This window comes from Amycolatopsis sp. NPDC051102 (assembly GCF_040682815.1).
GTDB lineage: Bacteria > Actinomycetota > Actinomycetes > Mycobacteriales > Pseudonocardiaceae > Amycolatopsis.
The window spans coordinates 265,095-282,970 of sequence record NZ_JBFBBT010000002.1; the positions used below are offsets into that span (position 1 = coordinate 265,095).

The following is a 17,876-nucleotide window of genomic DNA, read 5'->3' on the forward strand; positions in this document are numbered from 1 at the left end:
GGGGGCGCTCTCTCGGGGGGGCCCGGGCCCCCCCCCCCCCCCCCCGGGCCGGCGGTGGTGGTGTTTAGGCATTTTACCCCGCCCCTTCACCACCCACGACGGCGTCAGTGCACGGGGTTCCACCCGTCGCCGCCCGCCAGGTACTTCTGGGCGGTGTAGTTCCCGGCCTGCGCAGCGGGCAGCTGCGGCCGGTCGGTGCCGGTCCCGGCGCCCGGGCCGGTGTTGCGGTACTCGGAGAACCGCGCGTCCTTCCAGGAGAAGCCCGACATGTCGGTCCACGGCGCCTGCTTGATCGCCGCCGGCAGCGACGTCTCGCGGATCAGGACCTGGGCGATGGCGTCGACGTCCCCGCTCGGGTGCCACGGGCGGCCCAGGTAGAAGCTCGCGTTCGCCGCCGAGCTGACCACCTTGCTGCCGACGATCAGGAAGCCGTACGGGTTCGACCGCCGGGTGCTGGCCGCGGTCAGGAACCCGTTGTTGCTGCTCGAGCCGCGGTCGAGCGCGGTGATCGTCGCCCGGTCGAACACCGCGGTCGCGCGGCCGAACATGAAGTCGACGTCCCCGCTGATCGCGCAGGCGCGGTAGTACTGGCGGCCGACCGTGCCGACCGCCGCGGTGTCGGCGTACAGCGTGTCCTGGTGGCCCAGGAAGGTGACGTTGTCGAAGACCATCCGGTCGCCGGAGGTCTTCACCGCGACCGCCTGCGTGTCGGTGATCTCCGGGTGGGCCTTGCGGTCGAAGGAGTTGCGGAAGGTCAGCGCGGTCGCGGTGAAGCCGTTCGCGGCGATGGTGGCGGTCGCGCTGCCGGAGGTGCCGTACGTCGAGCCGTCGGGTTTCTTCGTCCCGCTGGCGTTGTTGTAGTCGATGACGACGTCGGCGGCGTTCCCGGTGGTCCCGCGCAGCGTGATGCCGGTCTTGCCCGACGGCACGGTGATCACTTCGCGGTAGGTCCCGGGTTTGACCGAGATCGTGCCGCCCGCCGAGACCGCGTTGATCCCGGCCTGGACGGTGGTGTAGTTGCCCGAGCCGTCCTTGGCCACGACGACGTTCGCCGCCGCGGCGCCGGCAGCCGGAGCCGACAGCGACGCCCCGGCGACGACCGACGCGACGAGCAGGGTCTTGAACATGACGCCTCCACGCTGGAACGCGCCGGGGGTACCGGACGGCGGCCGCCACCCCCGGCGCGGGCCGGTTACTTGTAGGTGATGTCCGCCGCGGTGTAGAGGCAGTTCGTCGAGTCCGGGCCGCTGCCGGTCTTCGTCGGCTCGCCGCTGGTCACGCCCTTGTACTTCGAGCACGGCTCGATCTTGCGGCTCGAGTCGCCGACGATGGTGATCCTCGTCAGCTTGGCGGTGTCACCGTAGTTGGTGTTTATGCCGACCAGCGCCTTGCCGGGCACGGTGGCGGTGACGTTGTCCACGACGACGTTGCGCTTGTACTGCGTCTTGCAGTTGCCGCACGAGCGGTACAGCTTGCCGAAGTCGTTGACCTGGAAGTTCCGGATGTACATGGTGCCGGGGCCGTTGTGCTGGAACACCTTGTCCGACGCCTTGCGCGCGCCGCCGCCGTCGATGGTCATCGTCTGCGAGGCGGAGGTGCCCTTGAAGGTCGCGGCGTCTTCGCCGACGTCCTCCCACCAGACGTTGAGCAGCGTGCAGGTGCCGAGGCAGTGCACGCCGTCGGCGGCCGGGCTGCCGAGGACGACGTTCTTCAGGGTGGTGCCGTTGGAAAGTTCGAAGATCGGGCTCTGGTCCTCGCTCTGGCCGCCGGTGCCGAGGTCGCCGGTGCCGTAGAACCGCTTGAGGCCGCCGTCGTAGGTGCCGCTGGTGACCTTGACCGTCTTCGGCACCGGCACGTTCGTGCCCGGGTTCGGCCAGGAGGCGGCCGACGCGGTCGCGCCGGTGCCGACCGCCGCCGAAACCACGAGCGCGGCGACCGCCGCCACCCGGACGATCCGGGACAGTGCTGGGGGAATCATTTCTTCGTCACTCCCTGGTCTCGAGCTTCAATCGGCGCTGACGGAAAGCGTCCGACCGGGTTGTGAAAGCGCTTTCTCGTACCGAAGTTTCGGGTTGCGGGCAGGCCGTGTCAATGTCGTTCGCCGCAGCGCCGCGCATGTCGCCCGGATGGTCGCCGCCGCCGATTGTTTTCAGAAAACGGCGAAAGCGTCGAAGGTTCAGCGCCCGGGGCCGGCCCCGGCGAGCACCAGCGCCGGCACCGCCCACGCCGGGTCGAGGCGCTGGACCAGCGACGGCGTCCAGCCGACGTCCGGGCCGAGGTCCGGGTCGTTGGCGGCGTTGTACTCGGCCAGCAGGTCGACCGGCCGCGGCCACGCCGGGCCCTGCGCGACCAGCGTGCCGGTCGCGTGCAGCACGGTGCCCTTCCAGTAGTGCACCAGCTGACCCAGGGGCAGCCCGGCCGGGACGCGGAAGAAGTTGTTCTCCGCGTAGATCCGCGACTGCACGCCGACGCCCAGCGAGTACGTGTAGGCGGCCGGATCCCGGACGAGGTAGAGGTTGTCGTAGACGTGCACCTGGCCGTACCGCACCCGCGGCGCGCGCTGCCCGATCTCGGAGAACAGGTTGTGGTGCAGCGTGACCCGCAGCTTGCCGACGTCGTAGGCAGGCTTGTCGGTGTTGCCGATCAGCATGGTCTTGTCGTGGTCGTGCAGCCGGTTGTACGAGACCGTGACCAGGTCGGAGCCGTTGACGATGTCGAGCAGCCCGTCGTGGACCTCGTACTTGCGGCCGAAGTACGACGGCTGCACGGTGTTCCCGCCGTCGCTGAACTCGTTGTGGTCCACCCACACGTGCGTCGCGCCGACCAGGTCGACGTTGTCGTATTCGGAGTTCCAGTTGCCGTCCGCGGTGTCGAGCGGATCCCACTGCGGGAAGCAGTCGTGGGCGTCGGAGAAGTGCAGGTTCCGCAGGATCACGTTGTCGCCGGTGACGCGCAGGGTCAGCCCGTGCAGGGTGGCGTGCTCGCCGAGCCCGACGACCGTCGTGTCGGGGCCGACGTCGAGCAGGACCTGCTTGGCCTGGTTCGCCTGCGACCGCGCGCGGGCCTCCTCCAGCGGCCCCGACGGCGGCACTCTCCCCCAGGTGGCGGGGTCGTAGGCCGCCAGGTAGGCCGGGAGGCTGTAAGCCGGGTCGGCGAAACTTTCACAGCTCGCCGGCCGGTCCGCGGCGTCGACGTTGCCCTCGATCGTCCCGCGGACGTAGATGATCTTCGGTGCGCCGGGGTTCGCCGCGAGGGCCGCGGCCAGCTCCGATCGCTTGGTGACGGTGTGGACGTCCGCGGGCGCGGCGGCCGCACCGCCGGTCGTGCCGGTGGTCGCGGCGGCCCAGCCGTCGTGCACGCCCAGGACGACCCGGCCGGGGTCGCGGCCGTGGGCTTGGGCGGGTGCCGCGGTGAGCGTGAGTCCGAGCAGGGCGAAGCACCCCGCGAAAGCCTTCCAGCGCATTCTCGGCTCCTCTAGTCGGTGTCCTGTCTCGTGAGCACCCGCGCCGCGTGCCGGGCGAGGCCGGCGGCGTCCGGGGCGCCGTCGATGACGACGACGTGGTGGGTCAGTGCCAGCTCCTCGTCCGGTTCGAGCAGCCACGGCCGGTGGTAGGTGGCGGCGAAGCTGACCACGGGGAACGGCTCGGCGCGGACGTACCAGGCCGTCGGGTGGGCCGCGTTCGCCGGGCTGTCGGCGAACAGCAGCGTCGAGGTCCGCAGGCTTTCGTCGTGCTGCCCGGTGAAGGCCAGCCACGGCGACCGGTGCCCCATCGCCTCGGCCGCCGACCGGCCGTCCGGCGTCCGGACCGTGCCGCCGGTGAACGACCGTGGCCCGCGCCAGAACAGCCCGCCGTAGCCGGCGGTGTCCCGGCCTTCGGTCACCGGGCTCCCCCACCGCAGCTCGTGACCGCTGGTGTTGCGCAGCCGGCTGGACCAGGTGAGCGTCCAGTGCCCGCCGTCGGCCGAGACGTCGCCGAAGCGCAGCGTGCGGTGCTCGGTGAGCCAGCGCCGGCCGGCCGCGGTGCGCCAGGCCAGCTCGTGCCGCAGTTCGCAGTGGCCGCCCGCGTCGTCGAGGCTTTCCCAGCGGACGTGGCCGACGGTGCCGTTGTTGTCGAGCGGGGTGTAGCCGCGGCCGCGCACGTAGGTGCGGCCGCCCCAGAAGTTCTCGCCCGAGAGGTGGGCCATGGTGAACTGCAGGCCGTTGTGCCAGGTGTGGTCGTGCGGCCGCACCGCGGTCACCGTCTCCCCCGCGGTGGTGCGCAGCGGGTGCAGGTACGGCTTCGGTGAGTCCCCGGCCGGCGTCGGCGGCACGACCACGTACTCGGCCAGGACGACGTCGCCGAGGCGGACCCGCACCCGGCCGTCGTCCGCCCCGGGCGGCTCCAGCGACAGGTCCCCCACCGCGGCCCGGCTCACGCCGGTTCCCCGATCTCGCCGAGCAGCTCGGTCACCGCGACCGGGCGGCCGGTGACCAGGGACCGGTTCGCGGCCAGCCCGGTGAGCAGGGCCTGCAGGCCAGCCTCGTGGCCGGCCGCGCAGCCGAGCTCGTCCGGCTCCGCGTCGCCGAGCAGCTCGGCGAGCATCCGCTCGTCGCCGCCGCCGTGCCCGTCGCCGAGGAGCCCGTCGAACACGGTTGCCGGCGGTTCCCAGTGCCGTTGCACGGTCAGCCGGGCCTGCGCCCGCTTCGGCACCGGCTCGGCGCCGGCCGCGTACTCGTTCTCCCGGACGTCCAGTTCCAGCCGCCCTTCGCTGCCGGAGAACGCGACGCGGTAGCCCTCTCGCGGCGAATACGCGTGCAGGTGGTAGTTCAGCACCGCGCCGCCGTGGTGGCGCACGAGCACCGACAAGTCGTCCTCGATGGTGACGCCGGGGGCGAACACGTCCTGGTTCCGGACGTAGCCGTCTTCCCGCTCGGCGTCGCGGTAGAGCGCGCGCAGCTTGGGCGAGGCATCGAGGTCCAGGGCGAACCGGTCGCCAGCCGTCCGGCCGCCGTTCTCGTCGCCGTAGAAGAACAGCCGCCCGAGGGCGAACACCGTCTCCGGCCCGCGGCCGAGCCACCAGTTGACCAGGTCGAAGTGGTGACCGGACTTGTGCACCAGCAGGCCGCCGGAGTTCGCCTTGTCCCGGTGCCAGCGGCGGAAGTAGTCGGCGCCGTGCGCGGTGTCGAGCAGCCAGCTGAACTCGACCGAGCCGATCTCGCCGATCGCGCCGGCGGCCAGCAGCTCCCGCACCCGGCGGTGCACCGGGTTGTACCGGTAGTTGAAGGCGACCCGCACCGAGCGGCCCGTTTCGCGCCGGGCGGCCAGGATCCGCCGCGCGCCTTCGGCGTCGGTCGTCATGGGCTTTTCGGTGACGACGTCGCAGCCCGCCTCCAGCGCGGCGACGACGTAGTCCGCGTGCGTGTGGTCGGGCGTGCACACGACGACGACGTCGATGCGCTCCTTCGCCAGCATGGCGGCGAAGTCCTCGGGCCGGTAGGCGGGGACTTCCGTGCCGAGCCAGCCGTTGTGGACCCGCATGCGGGTCTCGTTGTGGTCGCAGAAGGCCGCGAGCTCGGCCCGCGGCGACGCGGCCAAGGCCGTGGCGAACAGCTGGGCCCGGGAGCCCAGGCCGACGATCGCGTGGCGACGCACCGCCATCACCTCTCTCTTTTCAGGCGCGCGTACCGGCGCCGGTCCAGGGCAGGGCGAGTTCGGAGAACAGCGTGAGCCGGTCGGCCGCGGTGTCGACGTCCCGGTCGACGCCCGGCACGACGAAGTGCCGTTCGGGCCCGGTGTCCACGGCCCGGACCCATTCGGCAGGCAGCGGAAGCGGCTCCGGCGCGTCGCGCACGGTCTCGACCAGGGCGGTGAAGGCGCGGGTGGCGGCCAGCGGGGCCAGCAGCGGTTCGCCGTCGCGGACGTGCGCGACGAGATTGGCCAGCAGGTCCCGGGGCGGCCCGACCGGGAGCGGCCGGTCGTGCACGGTCACCACGTCGGTCTTGTAGTGCCAGCGGATCCGGCCGTTCGTGCCGTGGACCAGCACGTACGGCTCGTGGTCGGCCTCGGCGTCGAGCGTGGCCGCGACGACGACGTCCGGCGCGCCGGCGAAGCTCAGCCGGGCGCAGGCGGTGTCGTCCGACTCGATGTCCCGGGCCCGGTACAGCTCGACGGCGATCCGGTCCGGCAGAACGCCGGCCGTGCCGTTGACCAGCAGGGCGGTCGCCACGGCGTGGGCGAACGGGTTGGTCAGGGCCCCGTCGACCACCGGCTGGCCGCCGACGCGGCGGCGGCCCGCCCACTCGGCGCGCGCGAAGTAGCGGTCCCGCCGGATCCAGGCGCCGGCGGCGGCGATCCCGGTGACGGTGCCGACCTCGCCGTTCTCGATGGCCGCCTGCACGACCGGGACCGCGGCGGAGCCGAAGCTCTGGAACCCGGTCTGGCAGGCGCGGGCGCGGGCCAGTTCGGTGAGTTCGCCGAAGGCCGCGAGGTCGAGGACCGGTGGCTTCTCGACGAGCAGGTGGCAGCCGGCGGCGAGCGCGAGTTTCGCCAGCGGCAGGTGCGTGTGCGGCGGGGTGGCCACCACGGCGATGTCCGGGGTCGTGCGGGCGAGCAGTTCGGCGGCGTCTTGCGTGATCACCGCCCCCTCCGGCAGCAGACCGCGAGCCTCCGGCGGGGGTTCGCGGATGTCGCACGCCCCGGCGAGGACGAGTTCGCCACGGTCGTGCAGGACGCGGGCGCGGCGCAGGTGCTGGGCCGCGTACCCGGCCATGCCGAAGACGATCACCTCCGGCCTCATCGGCGGCCGCCGGTGGCCACCGCGGCCAGGGCGAGCGGCCCGGCCACCACGAGGGCGAGGATGGGCAGCATCCAGATCAGCAGGCCGGCGATCCCGGCGGCGCCGGCGAGGAGCACCCCGCGGCCCGGTGCGGCGGCGGTTTCCCGCGCCGCGGTCACGATCGCGCGGCGCCAGCTCGGGGCGGTGCCGTCCGGCGATCGCCCGCCGGCGCCGCTCGCCCTCTCGCCGGCCGGCGCCGGGCCGGCGGTGGCCACCACTTCGCAGGTGCGCACCGCCACCACCACCCCCGCCGCCGCCAGCAGCCACAACGCCGGCTGCAGGACACCGGCCCCCGGCATCGACGCCACCACCTCGAGGTCCACCGCGAACAGCACCACCGCCGCCAGGCACCCCAGCCCGAACGCCACCCCACCCCGGGCGGCCTCGCGGAAGTCCGCCCAGAACGTCGTCCACAGTGGACGTCCGACGTCGTGCCGGATCCGGTCCAGGACCCGGCAGCCCGCCACGAACGCCGGGCCCGCCGTCACCACCGGCACCGACGCCAGCGCCACCAGGACCCCCGCCAGGAGGCAGTCCGAAAAGTCGCCGAGCTCCGTCCTCCACCGGGTCCGCATCGCCGTCACCCCTTCAGGCCGCTGGTGCTGACGCCTTCGACCAGCAGGCGCTGGAAGGCGAGGAAGAACAGCACGATCGGGACGAGCGCGAGCGCGGACATCGCGAACATCGCGCCGAAGTTCGACTCGCTGCTGGTGTCCACGAACAGCCGCAGGCCGAGCGGCACGGTGAACTTCTCCGTGTCGTTCAGGTACACCATCTGCGTGAAGAAGTCGTTCCACGTCCAGATGAACGTGAAGATCGACGTCGTCACCAGCGCCGGTTTCGACAGCGGCAGCACCACGTGCCAGAACGTGCGGTACACCGAACAGCCGTCGATGATCGCCGCTTCGTCGAGCTCACGCGGGATCCCGCGCATGAACTGGACGATGAGGAACACGAAGAACGCCTCGGTGGCCAGCAGCTTCGGCAGGATCAGCGGCACGAACGTGTTGACCAGCCCCGCCTGCTGGAAGATCACGTACTGCGGGATCAGCGTGACGTGGTAGGGCAGCATCAGCGTCGTGATCATGAACGCGAACAGCGCGCCGCGGAACCGGAACTTCAGCCGGGCGAAGGCGAACGCGGCCAGCGAGCACGACAGCACGTTCGCCGCCACCGACAGGCCGGCCACCAGGAAGGAGTTGAGGAAGAAGCGGCCGAACCCGACGTCCGCCGCGCCCTCCCAGCCCTTCGTGTAGCCGTCGAAGACGAACCGGGTGGGCAGCAGCGCCAGCCGGGAAAGGATCTCGTCCGGCGGCTTGACCGACGCGAACGCCAGCCACACCAGCGGGTACAGCACCACGGCGACGATGACCAGGCACAGCACGTGCCAGCCGAACGACCGCGCCGTGCGCGGCAGCGCGATCACTTCTTGTCCTCCGCGTCGTCGTAGAACACCCAGAGCTTCGCCGTGCGGAACACGATCGCCGTCACGATCGCGATGACGACCAGCAGCACCCACGCCATCGCCGACGCGTAGCCCATCCGGAAGTCCTGGAAGCCGACCTCGAACAGGTAGAGCGTGTAGAACAGGTCCGCGTCGGCCGGGCCGCCGCGGCCGCCGCCGATGACGAACGCCGGGGTGAACGCCTGGAAGGCGTGGATCGCCTCCATCACCAGGTTGAAGAAGATCACCGGCGACAGCATCGGCAGCGTGATGTGCCGGAACCGGCGGAACGCACCCGCCCCGTCGATCGCGGCCGCCTCGTGCAGCTCCGCGGGGATCTGCTTGAGGCCGGCCAGGAAGATGACCATCGGCGCACCGAACTGCCAGACACCCAGCAGCACGATCGAGGCGAGGCTGAACTGCGGGTCGTCCACCCAGCTCGGCGTATGCCAGCCGAAGAACGCCAGCAGCTCGTTCACCGGGCCGCCGCCCATGAACAGCGCCCGCCACACCAGCGCCGCCGCAACGCTCGCGCCCAGCAGCGACGGAGCGTAGAACGCGGCCCGGTAGAAGCCGTTCGCACTGCGGCGCGTGTTGAGCAGCATCGCCACCAGCAGCGACACCGCCAGCTTCAGCGGCACCGACACCAGCACGTAGATCAGCGTGACCTTCACCGACTGCAGGTACCGGTCGTCGCCGCCGAACATGTGCGCGAAGTTGCCGAAGCCGACCCACTTCGGCGAGGTGAACAGGTCGTAGTCGGTGAACGACAGGTACAGCGAGACCACCATCGGGCCGACGGTCAGCGCCACCGCGCCGAGCAGCCACGGCGTGAGGAAGGCGAACGCCTCCGGCTGGCTCTTGCGGCGGCGCCCGACGGGCCGGTCCCGGCGCCGGACGCGCGTGGCCGACGCCGGCGGCGCGACCGGCGGGTCCGGCGTGCGCAGGGTCGTCATCGGCTAGGACAGTCCCTTCTGGGCTTCGGTCATGAACCGGTTCACCGCGTCGTCGACGCTCATCCGGCCGAACGCGACCTCTTCGTAGGTGCGCTGCAGCAGCTTCTGGATCGCGCCCGCCCCCTTCGGCGGTACCGGCGGCGCGGCCCCGAGCTTCGGTTCGAGCGCGGCTTCGTAGTCGTAGAGGGTCTTGTCGTTGCCGGTCGCGGTGGCCGCCAGCTGGGCCCGGACCTTCAGGTTCGGCGCGAGGCCGCGGTCGGTGCCGACGATCTTGCCGACCTCCGGGTCGTTGACCAGGAAGTCGACGAGCTTCGCCGCGGCTTCCTGCTGCTGGCTGCGTGCCGAGACGGAGAGGAACATCGACGGCCGCCGGTACTGCCCGGTGTCGCCGTCGGCGCCGCTCGGGTAGGGCGCCACGTTCAGCGGTTTGCCGTTCGCCTTCTGGTACGCCGGCAGCAGGTTGTCGTAGGCGAACTCCGAGCTCGTCAGCTTCTTGCCGAGCGGGGCCTGCTCGGGCGAGGTGTTGTAGGACGCCGTGACGTCCGCGGGCGACGCGGCCTTCGTGTCACGGAACTTGCCCGCCAGCTCCCAGTAGCGGCGCAGGTCGTCGCCGGTGAAGCCGAGCTTGCCCTCCGGGGTGTAGAACTGCTTGCCCTGCTGGCGCAGCCAGATCTCCAGCGTCGTGTCGAGGATGCCGAAGTCGGTCACCCCGCGTGCCGTGCCCGCCGCGCCGGCCTTCCGGGCCGCGTCGGCGAACTGGTCCCAGGTCATCCCCTTCGCCGGGTCGGCGCCGGCCGCCATGAATGCAGCCGCATCGTAGATCATCGCCGGGGTGTTCTGCGCCCACGGCACGGCGTACCGCTTGCCCTGGTAGACGCCGGTGGCCGCCAGCTCGGGGTTGACGTCGGCGAGCGAGATCGCCTTGCCCGCACCGGAATTCAGGTCGGCCAGCACGTTGCGGCCGCCGTATTCGGCCAGGTAGCGGCTGTCGACGTTGAGCACGTCCGGCGGCTTGCCCCCGGCCGTCTGCGTAGCCAGCTTCTCCCAGTAGGCCGCGTACGCCGAGAACGACGTCTGCACCTTGATCTTCGGGTTCTTCCGCTGGAACAGCTCGACGGCCTTCTTCGTCAGGTTCGCCCGCCCGTCACTGCCCCACCAGACGAAGGTGATCGTGACGTCGCCACCGCCGCCACCGGAGTCCGAGCCGCAGGCGGCCACCCCGGTCAGCAGCAACGGGACCACCACGGCCAGCGCGGCGACACCCCGTCCCCTGGTCCTACGCTCAGTTGTCCGCCCCATCGAACTCTCCGTCCTCAGCCGGTCAGCACTTTTCTGAAAACGCTGTCAGCGCGCTCACGGTAGGCAGTCCGCCATACCGGTGTCAACGGGCAAACAGCCGCAACAACCCTTGTGCAGCAGCACTTTCAGCATTCAGCACGCACGCCGAGAAAGCGCTTACTCGAACCGGTTCGGTCACCGGTCGGTCAGCGCTCGGGGAGCACCGGCGGCGTTATCCGGTGCGTTCGCCGGCCGCCGCCGGGCGCGCGGCGCTCGCCCACGGCACGCCGATCTCGGAGAACAACGCGAGCCGGTCGGCCGCGACGGCGACCTCTTCGCCGATCCCCCGCACCACCGGGTGCCGGCTCGCGCCTTCGCCGACCGTGCGGATCCAGCCGGCCGGGATCCGCGAGGGCGACGGCGCGTTCCGCACCGCCTCGACCACCGAGGCGAACGCCCGGGTCGCCGACAGCGGCGCGAGCAGCGGCACGCCCGCCGGGTCGCGGTGGTGGGCGATCAGGTTGCGCAGCAGGTCGGCCGGCGGGCCGAGGTGGACCCGCTCGTCGTCGAGTTCCAGGCGGTGGCTCTTGTACCAGAACTTCGCGCGCCCCTCGACGCCGTGCACCACGATGTAGGGCTCGTGGTCCTGCTCGGCGCACAGCGAAGCGGCGACGACGATCTCGGGGCCGTCGCCGAACCGGATCCGCAGGCAGGCGGTGTCGTCGGCTTCGATGTCGCGCGTGCCGTAGAGCTCCAGCGCGATCTCCGCCGGATCGCGGCCGGCGACCCCGCCGACCAGCAGCGCGGTGGCCACCGCGTGGGAGAACGGGTTCGTCAGGGCCCCGTCGACGACGGCCTCCCCGTCCAGCCAGCGGCGCCCGGCCCACGGGTTGCGGCGGTAGTAGGCGTCGGTGCGGATCCACGCGCCGGCCGCGCCGACGCCGACGACATCGCCGAGCTTCCCGCCGTCGATCGCCGCCTGGAGGACGGGCAGGGCCGGGGAGCCGAAGCTCTGGAACCCGGTCTGGCAGGCCGCCCCGGTCTCCGCGGCCAGCCGCGTCAGCGTCGTGAAGCCGTCGAGGTCGAGCACCGGCGGGGTTTCCAGGAGCAGGTCGCTGCCCGCGCGCAGCACCGCGCCGCCGGCCTGCACGTGCGCGTGCGGCGGCGTCGCGACCACGGTGATGTCGGGGCGGCAACGGCGGAGCAGGTCGTCGACGCCGGCGTGCGCGGTGCCACCCTCGGGCAGGAGCGCGATCGCGGCGGCGGACGGCGGCCGGATGTCGGCCATCCCGGCGAAGCGGACCAGACCCTCGTCGTGCAGGATGCGCGCGCGGTGCAGGTAGCTGAACGCGTACCCGGACGTGCCGACGACCGCCAGCCTCGGCGGGTCCGCCACGGTGCGGCTCCGGCTCCCCGACATGGATCTCCGATCGGCGGGACCCGGTGCGGGCCGCGCGGAACTGACGAATGGGTCAGGAGTTCGGGAGAAACTTCCGGTCGCCACCGTAGGGCGTTCGCGACAAGGGTGTCAATCTTCGGGACAACGTCGTCGAATTCGTCGAATTGCCGGTACTCCGAACGGCGGCGCGCGTTTCGAGATAGCGCTTACTGGAATAGACCGGCGACGCCTGCAAGCGGCGGTCAACGTTTGCAGGATTTGTTGACAACGCCCGCAGCCGTTTCCATGATGTTGCTCGGAGCCTGCCGAGGAGTTGCCGTGACCGTGACCATTCACGACGTCGCCCGCCGGGCCAACGTGTCGATCTCGACCGTCTCGCGGGCGTTCACGTCCCCGGACCTGGTCCGGCTGCAGACCCGCACCCGGGTGCTGGCCGCGGCCCACGAGCTGGGCTACCACGCGGCCGGCGCGCCGCAGCCGGTGCCGGCGGCCCGCACCGGGCACATCGGGATCGTGGTCTCGGACCTGGGCAACCCGTTCTTCACCGGCGTGCTCAACGGCGTCCAGGCCCGGGCCCGCCAAGACGACATCGCCGTGCTGTTCGCCAACAGCGACGAGGACCCGGCGACCGAGCAGAACCTGGTGCGCCGGATGGCCAAGCAGGTCGACGGCGTGGTGCTGTGCAGCCCGAGCATGACCGACGACCAGCTGCGCGCGCTCGCCGGGCAGACGACCCTGGTGCTGCTCAACCGGGAGGTGCCCGGGATCCCGTCGATCGTGATGGACGCCGCGGACGGCATGCGGCAGGCGGTCCAGCACCTGGCTGCGCTGGGCCACCGCCGCTGCGCCTACCTGGGCGGCCCGCGGACGTCGTGGGCGAACCGGGCCCGCAAGCTGGGCCTGGCGGAGGCGGCGGAGCGGCATGGCACGGACGTCGTCGAGTTCGGCCCGTTCCCCCCGGTGTTCGAGGGCGGCCTGCAGGGCGCGGACCTGGCGCTCGCGGCGGACGTGACGGCGATCGTGGCCTACAACGACCTGGTCGCCTTCGGCGCGCTGGCGCGGCTGAACGCCCGCGGGGTGCCGGTACCGGACGAGATCAGCCTGGTGGGCTTCGACGACCTCGTCTTCGCGGCGATCTCCGCCCCGCCGCTGACGACGATCGCGATGCCGACGGAGGCGGCGGGCCGCGCGGCGGTGACGATCCTGCTGGGCCTGCTCGACGGCGAGGCCGACGAGCACACGACGCAGGTCCTGGACACCTACCTCATCGTCCGCGCGACCACCGCGCCGCCGCGGGGCTAGCCGCCGAAGACGTGGCGGTGCAGGAACGGGTTGCGGAACTTGCCCTGCGGGTCGAGCCGGTCCGCCAGGGCGCGGAAGTCCGCCAGCCGCGGGTAGCCCTGCGGGACGCCGTGGAAGAGCTTGCCCCAGTGGGGGCGCGCGCCGAACGGCGCCAGGCGCTCCTCGAGCACCGGCAGCACCGCCTCCACCTCGGGCTGGCGTGGCTGCCAGGTGAAGTGCAGAGCCACCCGGTCGCCGCCGTGGCAGGGGCTCAGCCACAGCTCGTCGCCCGCGATCGCGCGGATTTCCGAGACCAGCAGTAGCGGCGCGACGAGGTCGCCGATCTCGCGGACCGCCCGGACCGCGGCCGCCGCGTGCTCGTACGGCACGAAGTACTCCGACTGCAGTTCGTCCCCGACACTCGGGGTGAACGCCAGCGCGAAGTGCGGGAGCCGCTCGTGCCACGGCCCCGGCACGCCCTGCTGCGGCGTGCAGTTGTCCGCGGGGATGCCGGCGGCGTGCGCCGGGTGGCGCGGTCCGTCCGCGGGCACCGCGCCGAACAGCCCGGCCCGCTCGGTGAAGTCGTCGACGCGGCTCTTGACCCACACCTGATCGATGGTGCCGTTCACCCAGTTCGTGAACATGCTGACGCTGTAGCCGGCGGCTTCGATCTCGTCGAAGTGCCGGTCCGCGGCGTCCCACGGCAGGGCGTCGAAGACGTCCTGGCGGACGTCGAACGCCGGGACCACGTCGAGGGTGAGCCGGGTGACGACGCCGAGCGCGCCGAGCCCGACGACGAGGCCCGGGAATTCGGTGTCCTCGCGGGTGAAGGTCCGGAGTTCGCCGTCCGCGGTGACCAGCTCCACCGCCGAGACGGCCGCGGCGAGCCCCGGCTGACGGCGTCCGGAGCCGTGGGTGCCGGTCGCGACGCTGCCCGCCACGGTGATGTGCGGCAGCGACGCGAGGTTCGGCAGCGCGTACCCGGCCGCGTGCAGCTGCTGCGCGAAGTCGCCGTAGCGCGCCGAGCCGCCGACGGTCACGGTGCCGTCGCCGATTTCGACGCCGGCGTCGAGCGCGCGCAGGTCCAGCAGCACCCCGCCCGGGGAGTCCGCGATGTCGTTGAAGCAGTGCCGGCTGCCGAGGGCCTTGACGTGCGCGGCCGCGGCGACGGCCGCCTGCACCTCGGCGACCGTCCGCGGCGTCGTCACCGCGTCCGCGCCGTAGGTGTGGTTGCCGGCCCAGTTCGACTCGCCCACCCGCATGTCCTTCCGCCGTCCGAGATCCCGCTCCCGACCCTACGTCAGCGGCGGCGGTGCTCAGCGGGCCGGGATGATCGCCTGGTGGGTGCCGCCCAGGCCGTGCGGGCTGAGCAGCCGGCCCATCCGCTTCGGCATCCGGAGCGTGATCGCGCGTTCGAGGACGCGCGCGCCGGGGGCGGCATCGGCCAGCCGTGCCTCGTAGCCGGTGCAGTCGCCCGGATCGCGCAGCCACGCCGACACCACGAGGTTGCCCTCCCCCACCACCGCCGCCGAGAGCCGCGTCTCCGGCAGCTGCGCGATCACGGAGCCCGCCCGGTCGAGGTCCGCCGCGCGGATGTCGAGCCGGTAGCCCGCGATCACCGGCCAGCCCGCCGGGACGTGCGCGAGGTCGCACCGGAAGTCGAGTTCGTGGTTGCGCAGCATCCGCGCCAGCGTGCGCCGCACCGCCGACTCGCTCATCCGGCAGTCGCGGGCCAGCTCGGCGTAGCTGCGCCGCCCGTCTTCGCCGAGCGACTCGACCAGCGCGCGCAGGTCCCGGTCGTTCCACTGCTGCGGCACGACCAGCCGGGCCTGCACGGCGGTGTCGTCCAGCACCGCCCGCTGTTCCGGGGCGAGCGCGTTCACCAGCCACCCGCTGCCCTCCCGGTAGACGCGGGTCGCGACGGCGAAGCGGACCTCCCGCACCCCGGGCAGCGTGCCGATGCGGCCGGTGACCAGCGCGTCCAGCGCGTCGAGGTCGCGCGCGGCCAAGCCGAGGAACAGCGCGAACCGGCTCGTCGTGCGCTCGACGCTGAACACCGACGGCCAGCCGCACAGCTCACGGGTCAGGCCGCCGAGGGTGTCCGGGCGGCAGGCCAGGTCGACGTAGCCGACCGTGGTCGTCGGCGCCGTGGCGTAGGCGGTGAGCCAGGCCAGCCCGGCCGCCTGGAGCCGGTCCCAGCGGCGGGCCGCCGTCGTCGCGTCGGTGCCGACGGCGGCGGCGATGCGCGTCCACGGCGCCCGCGGGTCCCGCTGGAGGGCCTCCACCAGCGCGAGATCCGACGCGCTCAGCCCGGGGCGCGCCGTTTCCGGCGGCACGCCGGGCGAAACGGCCATGGCGCATTGTGACCTGATCATGACGGGCTGCCAAGGGGCCGCCGGACACGCCGGCGGCCCCTCGTCGTTCGGCTACTGCCGCCGCAGCCGCGGCACGACCGCCGCGCCGGCCACCAGCACCAAGACGCCGCCGAGCACGAAGGGCAGCATCGGCACGCCGCTGTCGTCTGCGGCCGGGACGGCGCGTTCGCGGCCGCCATAGCCGCCGCCCGCGCCGTCGCGGTCGTAGGCCGAGCCCGGCAGCTTGTCCGCGTACCGCCCGTGCAGCGCCGCGCGGTAGTCCGCCAAGGACAGCTTCGTGCCCGCGGCCAGGCCGGTGACCGAACCGTCGAGGACGGTCACGGCGTCGCCGTGCACCGCGTACCAGGCGTTGACCTGCGGTTCGTGCAGCAGGTAGCCGCCGGCCGCGGCCTGGGCGTACTGCCGTTCGTAGTCCGCGGACGCGACGTTGACGACGGTCCAGGCGGCGCCCTGGCGCTCCGCCCACACGGTGGCGGCGGTGCCGTCGCCGGTCCGCGCCGGCACCGCGACGTAGGCGAGCGCGGCCGGGACGTCCGACTTGCCGGCGACGAATGCCGCCGTCGGCTCGTAGACGGGGACCTGCGTGCGCGGATCGGCCGACTGCTGGGCGGCCGCGGCGTGCGCGCCGGGGAACTTCGTCGCCGCGAGGCGGCCGAGCGTGGCCGGGCCGCTCGTGACCTGGCCGATGGCGGCGGTGTCGGCGGCGGTCGGGGTACCCGCCGGGCCGTCGGCCGCGGCCGCGGCGCCGGCCGTGGTGAGCATCGCGGCGCCGGCCAGCACGGCGACGCCCATGGCTTTGCGCAGCATGCTCATCCCTCGATTCCGTACAGCGTGTGGGTCCACTGGAACTGCGTGTTCGACCGGTAGGTGTCGTAGTTCATCGAGTTGTAGCGGCTGTTGTTCGGCCACGGGTCGCCGTATTCCACCCGGGTCGCGCCGCTGGAATTGTCGTAGCCGTAAAGGACGTGCATGTGACCGCCGCCGGAGCGCCAGCCGATCCGGGTGCCGACCGGGTGGCCGGCGTCGATCTGGCTTTTGACGCCGGTGAAGGAAAGCGTCTGCCCGCTCGAGTTGTACGTCCCGACGCTGGTGAAGCCGAGGTAGCGGAACACGCGCTGCTGGTCGGACAGGTAACCCTGGTTGTTGGCGCAGTCGCTGCCGGACTCGTTGTGCGCGATCTGGCAGAACCGCGTCTGGGTCAGGGAGTAGCCCCAGTAGTCGGCGATGGTGTTGCCGCTGGCGTCCCAGCACCATTGGTCTTTCTGCTGGGCCTGCATGGTGATCCCGAGATCGGTCCGCGCCGCGGCCGCGGCGGCCGGGGCCTGCAGCGCGACGACCGCGGCCGCTGCGGCCGAAACCGCCGCGAGTCCACGAAGGACTCCTGATGTGGTTTTCACGAAGTGTTCCTCCAGCCGGTGACGATTCGACGTGGTGGCACGGAATACTCCGCGCCCGCCCCGGTTATCCGGTACCTACTAAGGGAGGATGCCTTCGCCGGAAACGATTCTCGGCGGATCCCGGCGATTCCGGGGTGCCGGATTCCGGCACCGGATCCGGGCCGCCGGACGGATTCCGGCGGCGGGTTCGCCCGCGCGTCCGGCCCGGGGTTCGGAGCGGCGGTGTAGTGGCGGTGTAGCGGCCGCGAGCAGCGTTCGTCCCCGTCGCCGGGACACGAGGTCCCGGCCACCCGAGGGAGACACATGCGTACCAGGACCATCTGCCAGGCGGCGGCGCTCGCGGCCGCCCTGCTCTTCGGCGGCGCTTCGATCGCCACCGCCGCGCCCGCGGAGGTGTATTCGGACGTCACCGCGGCCGACATCGCCGACCCGGGCGCGGTGATCACCGACTCGGCCGCCGACCTGGCCGCGGCCCGGACGGCGAGCCAGGCGATCGCCTGGTTCTCCAGCCGCAACGGCAGCACGGCCTACCAGGGTTACTGCGAGAAGGCGGTCCGCCTGGCGTGGGACCGCGTGACCCACCACGCGAGCGCGATCGACCACTGGCGGTCCTCCGACGGCGCCCGCCACACGACGGGCACCCCGCCCCGCGGCGCGTTCGTGTTCTGGAACATCTCGGCCTACGGCCACGTCGGCATCGCGGACGGCAGCGGCGGAGTCTGGGCCACCAGCGTCAACGGCGCGATCGGCCACGCCCGCCAGGGCTACTTCGCCAACTACCTCGGCTGGAAGCCGGGCAACAGCAACTGACCGGCCGGGGGGGGGGGGGGGGGGGGGCCCCCCCCCCCCCCCCCGCCGCCCCCCCCCCCCCCCCCGCCGCCCCCACCCCCCCCCCCACGCCCCCGAAACCACCACAAACGCCCGCGCGCG

General features: G+C 72.5%; 17 protein-coding genes. 2 read left to right on the forward strand and 15 right to left on the reverse strand.

Annotated elements, in window-relative coordinates:
* Positions 1 to 104: 104 nt before the first annotated feature.
* The 11 genes from AB0M93_RS07190 to AB0M93_RS07240 form a co-directional block, all read right to left on the reverse strand.
* Positions 105 to 1,127, reverse strand: a complete 1,023-nt coding sequence (locus AB0M93_RS07190) for a pectinesterase family protein (protein ID WP_364269360.1) — start codon at positions 1,125 to 1,127, stop codon at positions 105 to 107.
* Positions 1,128 to 1,192: 65 nt separating this feature from the next.
* On the reverse strand, positions 1,193 to 1,963 hold the full coding sequence (locus tag AB0M93_RS07195; RefSeq protein WP_364270660.1) for a pectate lyase: 771 nt from the start codon (positions 1,961 to 1,963) through the stop codon (positions 1,193 to 1,195).
* Positions 1,964 to 2,176: 213 nt separating this feature from the next.
* Positions 2,177 to 3,463, reverse strand: a complete 1,287-nt coding sequence (locus AB0M93_RS07200) for a pectate lyase (RefSeq protein WP_364269362.1) — start codon at positions 3,461 to 3,463, stop codon at positions 2,177 to 2,179.
* Between the two features lie 11 nt (positions 3,464 to 3,474).
* Positions 3,475 to 4,416, reverse strand: a complete 942-nt coding sequence (locus AB0M93_RS07205) for a PmoA family protein (protein WP_364269364.1) — start codon at positions 4,414 to 4,416, stop codon at positions 3,475 to 3,477.
* Positions 4,413 to 5,639, reverse strand: a complete 1,227-nt coding sequence (locus AB0M93_RS07210; protein WP_364269366.1) for a Gfo/Idh/MocA family oxidoreductase — start codon at positions 5,637 to 5,639, stop codon at positions 4,413 to 4,415. The genes AB0M93_RS07205 and AB0M93_RS07210 overlap by 4 nt, the downstream gene beginning before the upstream one ends.
* A gap of 13 nt (positions 5,640 to 5,652) precedes the next feature.
* Positions 5,653 to 6,777, reverse strand: a complete 1,125-nt coding sequence (locus AB0M93_RS07215) for a Gfo/Idh/MocA family oxidoreductase (RefSeq protein WP_364269368.1) — start codon at positions 6,775 to 6,777, stop codon at positions 5,653 to 5,655.
* Positions 6,774 to 7,391 (reverse strand): YesL family protein, encoded by a 618-nt coding sequence (locus AB0M93_RS07220; RefSeq protein ID WP_364269370.1) that lies wholly within the window; start codon positions 7,389 to 7,391, stop codon positions 6,774 to 6,776. The genes AB0M93_RS07215 and AB0M93_RS07220 overlap by 4 nt, the downstream gene beginning before the upstream one ends.
* Positions 7,392 to 7,396: 5 nt before the next feature.
* Positions 7,397 to 8,242, reverse strand: a complete 846-nt coding sequence (locus tag AB0M93_RS07225) for a carbohydrate ABC transporter permease (RefSeq protein WP_364269372.1) — start codon at positions 8,240 to 8,242, stop codon at positions 7,397 to 7,399.
* Positions 8,239 to 9,216, reverse strand: coding sequence for a sugar ABC transporter permease (locus tag AB0M93_RS07230; RefSeq protein WP_364269374.1), 978 nt, complete (start codon positions 9,214 to 9,216; stop codon positions 8,239 to 8,241). The genes AB0M93_RS07225 and AB0M93_RS07230 overlap by 4 nt, the downstream gene beginning before the upstream one ends.
* Before the next feature lie 3 nt (positions 9,217 to 9,219).
* On the reverse strand, positions 9,220 to 10,515 hold the full coding sequence (locus AB0M93_RS07235; RefSeq protein WP_364269376.1) for an extracellular solute-binding protein: 1,296 nt from the start codon (positions 10,513 to 10,515) through the stop codon (positions 9,220 to 9,222).
* A gap of 211 nt (positions 10,516 to 10,726) precedes the next feature.
* On the reverse strand, positions 10,727 to 11,914 hold the full coding sequence (locus AB0M93_RS07240) for a Gfo/Idh/MocA family oxidoreductase (RefSeq protein ID WP_364269378.1): 1,188 nt from the start codon (positions 11,912 to 11,914) through the stop codon (positions 10,727 to 10,729).
* Between the two features lie 297 nt (positions 11,915 to 12,211).
* Here AB0M93_RS07240 and AB0M93_RS07245 point away from each other — a divergent pair, with 297 nt between their 5' ends.
* Positions 12,212 to 13,195 (forward strand): LacI family DNA-binding transcriptional regulator, encoded by a 984-nt coding sequence (locus tag AB0M93_RS07245; protein ID WP_364269380.1) that lies wholly within the window; start codon positions 12,212 to 12,214, stop codon positions 13,193 to 13,195.
* Here the strand turns inward: AB0M93_RS07245 and AB0M93_RS07250 are convergent.
* From AB0M93_RS07250 to AB0M93_RS07265, 4 genes are read right to left on the reverse strand one after another with little or no spacing between them, the layout of a single operon-like run.
* Positions 13,192 to 14,436, reverse strand: coding sequence for an FAD-binding protein (locus AB0M93_RS07250; protein ID WP_364269382.1), 1,245 nt, complete (start codon positions 14,434 to 14,436; stop codon positions 13,192 to 13,194). The two genes, AB0M93_RS07245 and AB0M93_RS07250, sit on opposite strands and share 4 nt — an antisense overlap.
* Positions 14,437 to 14,490: 54 nt before the next feature.
* The gene (locus tag AB0M93_RS07255) at positions 14,491 to 15,549 is read right to left on the reverse strand and encodes an Lrp/AsnC family transcriptional regulator (RefSeq protein ID WP_364269384.1); all 1,059 of its coding nucleotides are present in this window, start codon (positions 15,547 to 15,549) and stop codon (positions 14,491 to 14,493) included.
* Positions 15,550 to 15,600: 51 nt separating this feature from the next.
* Positions 15,601 to 16,362, reverse strand: coding sequence for a hypothetical protein (locus AB0M93_RS07260; protein WP_364269386.1), 762 nt, complete (start codon positions 16,360 to 16,362; stop codon positions 15,601 to 15,603).
* Positions 16,359 to 16,946 carry a papain-like cysteine protease family protein gene (locus tag AB0M93_RS07265; protein ID WP_364269388.1) on the reverse strand — a complete coding sequence of 196 codons (588 nt, stop codon included), beginning with the start codon at positions 16,944 to 16,946 and terminating at the stop codon, positions 16,359 to 16,361. Before AB0M93_RS07265 ends, AB0M93_RS07260 begins: the two co-directional genes overlap by 4 nt.
* Positions 16,947 to 17,249: 303 nt before the next feature.
* Here AB0M93_RS07265 and AB0M93_RS07270 point away from each other — a divergent pair, with 303 nt between their 5' ends.
* A complete protein-coding gene (locus AB0M93_RS07270; RefSeq protein ID WP_364269390.1) occupies positions 17,250 to 17,756 on the forward strand; it encodes a hypothetical protein in 507 nt (168 codons plus the stop codon).
* Positions 17,757 to 17,876 lie beyond the last annotated feature (120 nt).

Coding starts and splice junctions, on each gene's coding strand:
- AB0M93_RS07190 (WP_364269360.1), bottom strand. CDS start 1,127: ATGTTCAAGACCCTGCTCGTCGCGTCGGTCGTCGCCGGGGCGTCGCTG.
- AB0M93_RS07215 (WP_364269368.1), bottom strand. CDS start 6,777: ATGAGGCCGGAGGTGATCGTCTTCGGCATGGCCGGGTACGCGGCCCAG.
- AB0M93_RS07200 (WP_364269362.1), bottom strand. CDS start 3,463: ATGCGCTGGAAGGCTTTCGCGGGGTGCTTCGCCCTGCTCGGACTCACG.
- AB0M93_RS07230 (WP_364269374.1), bottom strand. CDS start 9,216: ATGACGACCCTGCGCACGCCGGACCCGCCGGTCGCGCCGCCGGCGTCG.
- AB0M93_RS07250 (WP_364269382.1), bottom strand. CDS start 14,436: ATGCGGGTGGGCGAGTCGAACTGGGCCGGCAACCACACCTACGGCGCG.
- AB0M93_RS07235 (WP_364269376.1), bottom strand. CDS start 10,515: ATGGGGCGGACAACTGAGCGTAGGACCAGGGGACGGGGTGTCGCCGCG.
- AB0M93_RS07210 (WP_364269366.1), bottom strand. CDS start 5,639: ATGGCGGTGCGTCGCCACGCGATCGTCGGCCTGGGCTCCCGGGCCCAG.
- AB0M93_RS07220 (WP_364269370.1), bottom strand. CDS start 7,391: ATGCGGACCCGGTGGAGGACGGAGCTCGGCGACTTTTCGGACTGCCTC.
- AB0M93_RS07260 (WP_364269386.1), bottom strand. CDS start 16,362: ATGAGCATGCTGCGCAAAGCCATGGGCGTCGCCGTGCTGGCCGGCGCC.
- AB0M93_RS07255 (WP_364269384.1), bottom strand. CDS start 15,549: ATGATCAGGTCACAATGCGCCATGGCCGTTTCGCCCGGCGTGCCGCCG.
- AB0M93_RS07240 (WP_364269378.1), bottom strand. CDS start 11,914: ATGTCGGGGAGCCGGAGCCGCACCGTGGCGGACCCGCCGAGGCTGGCG.
- AB0M93_RS07270 (WP_364269390.1), top strand. CDS start 17,250: ATGCGTACCAGGACCATCTGCCAGGCGGCGGCGCTCGCGGCCGCCCTG.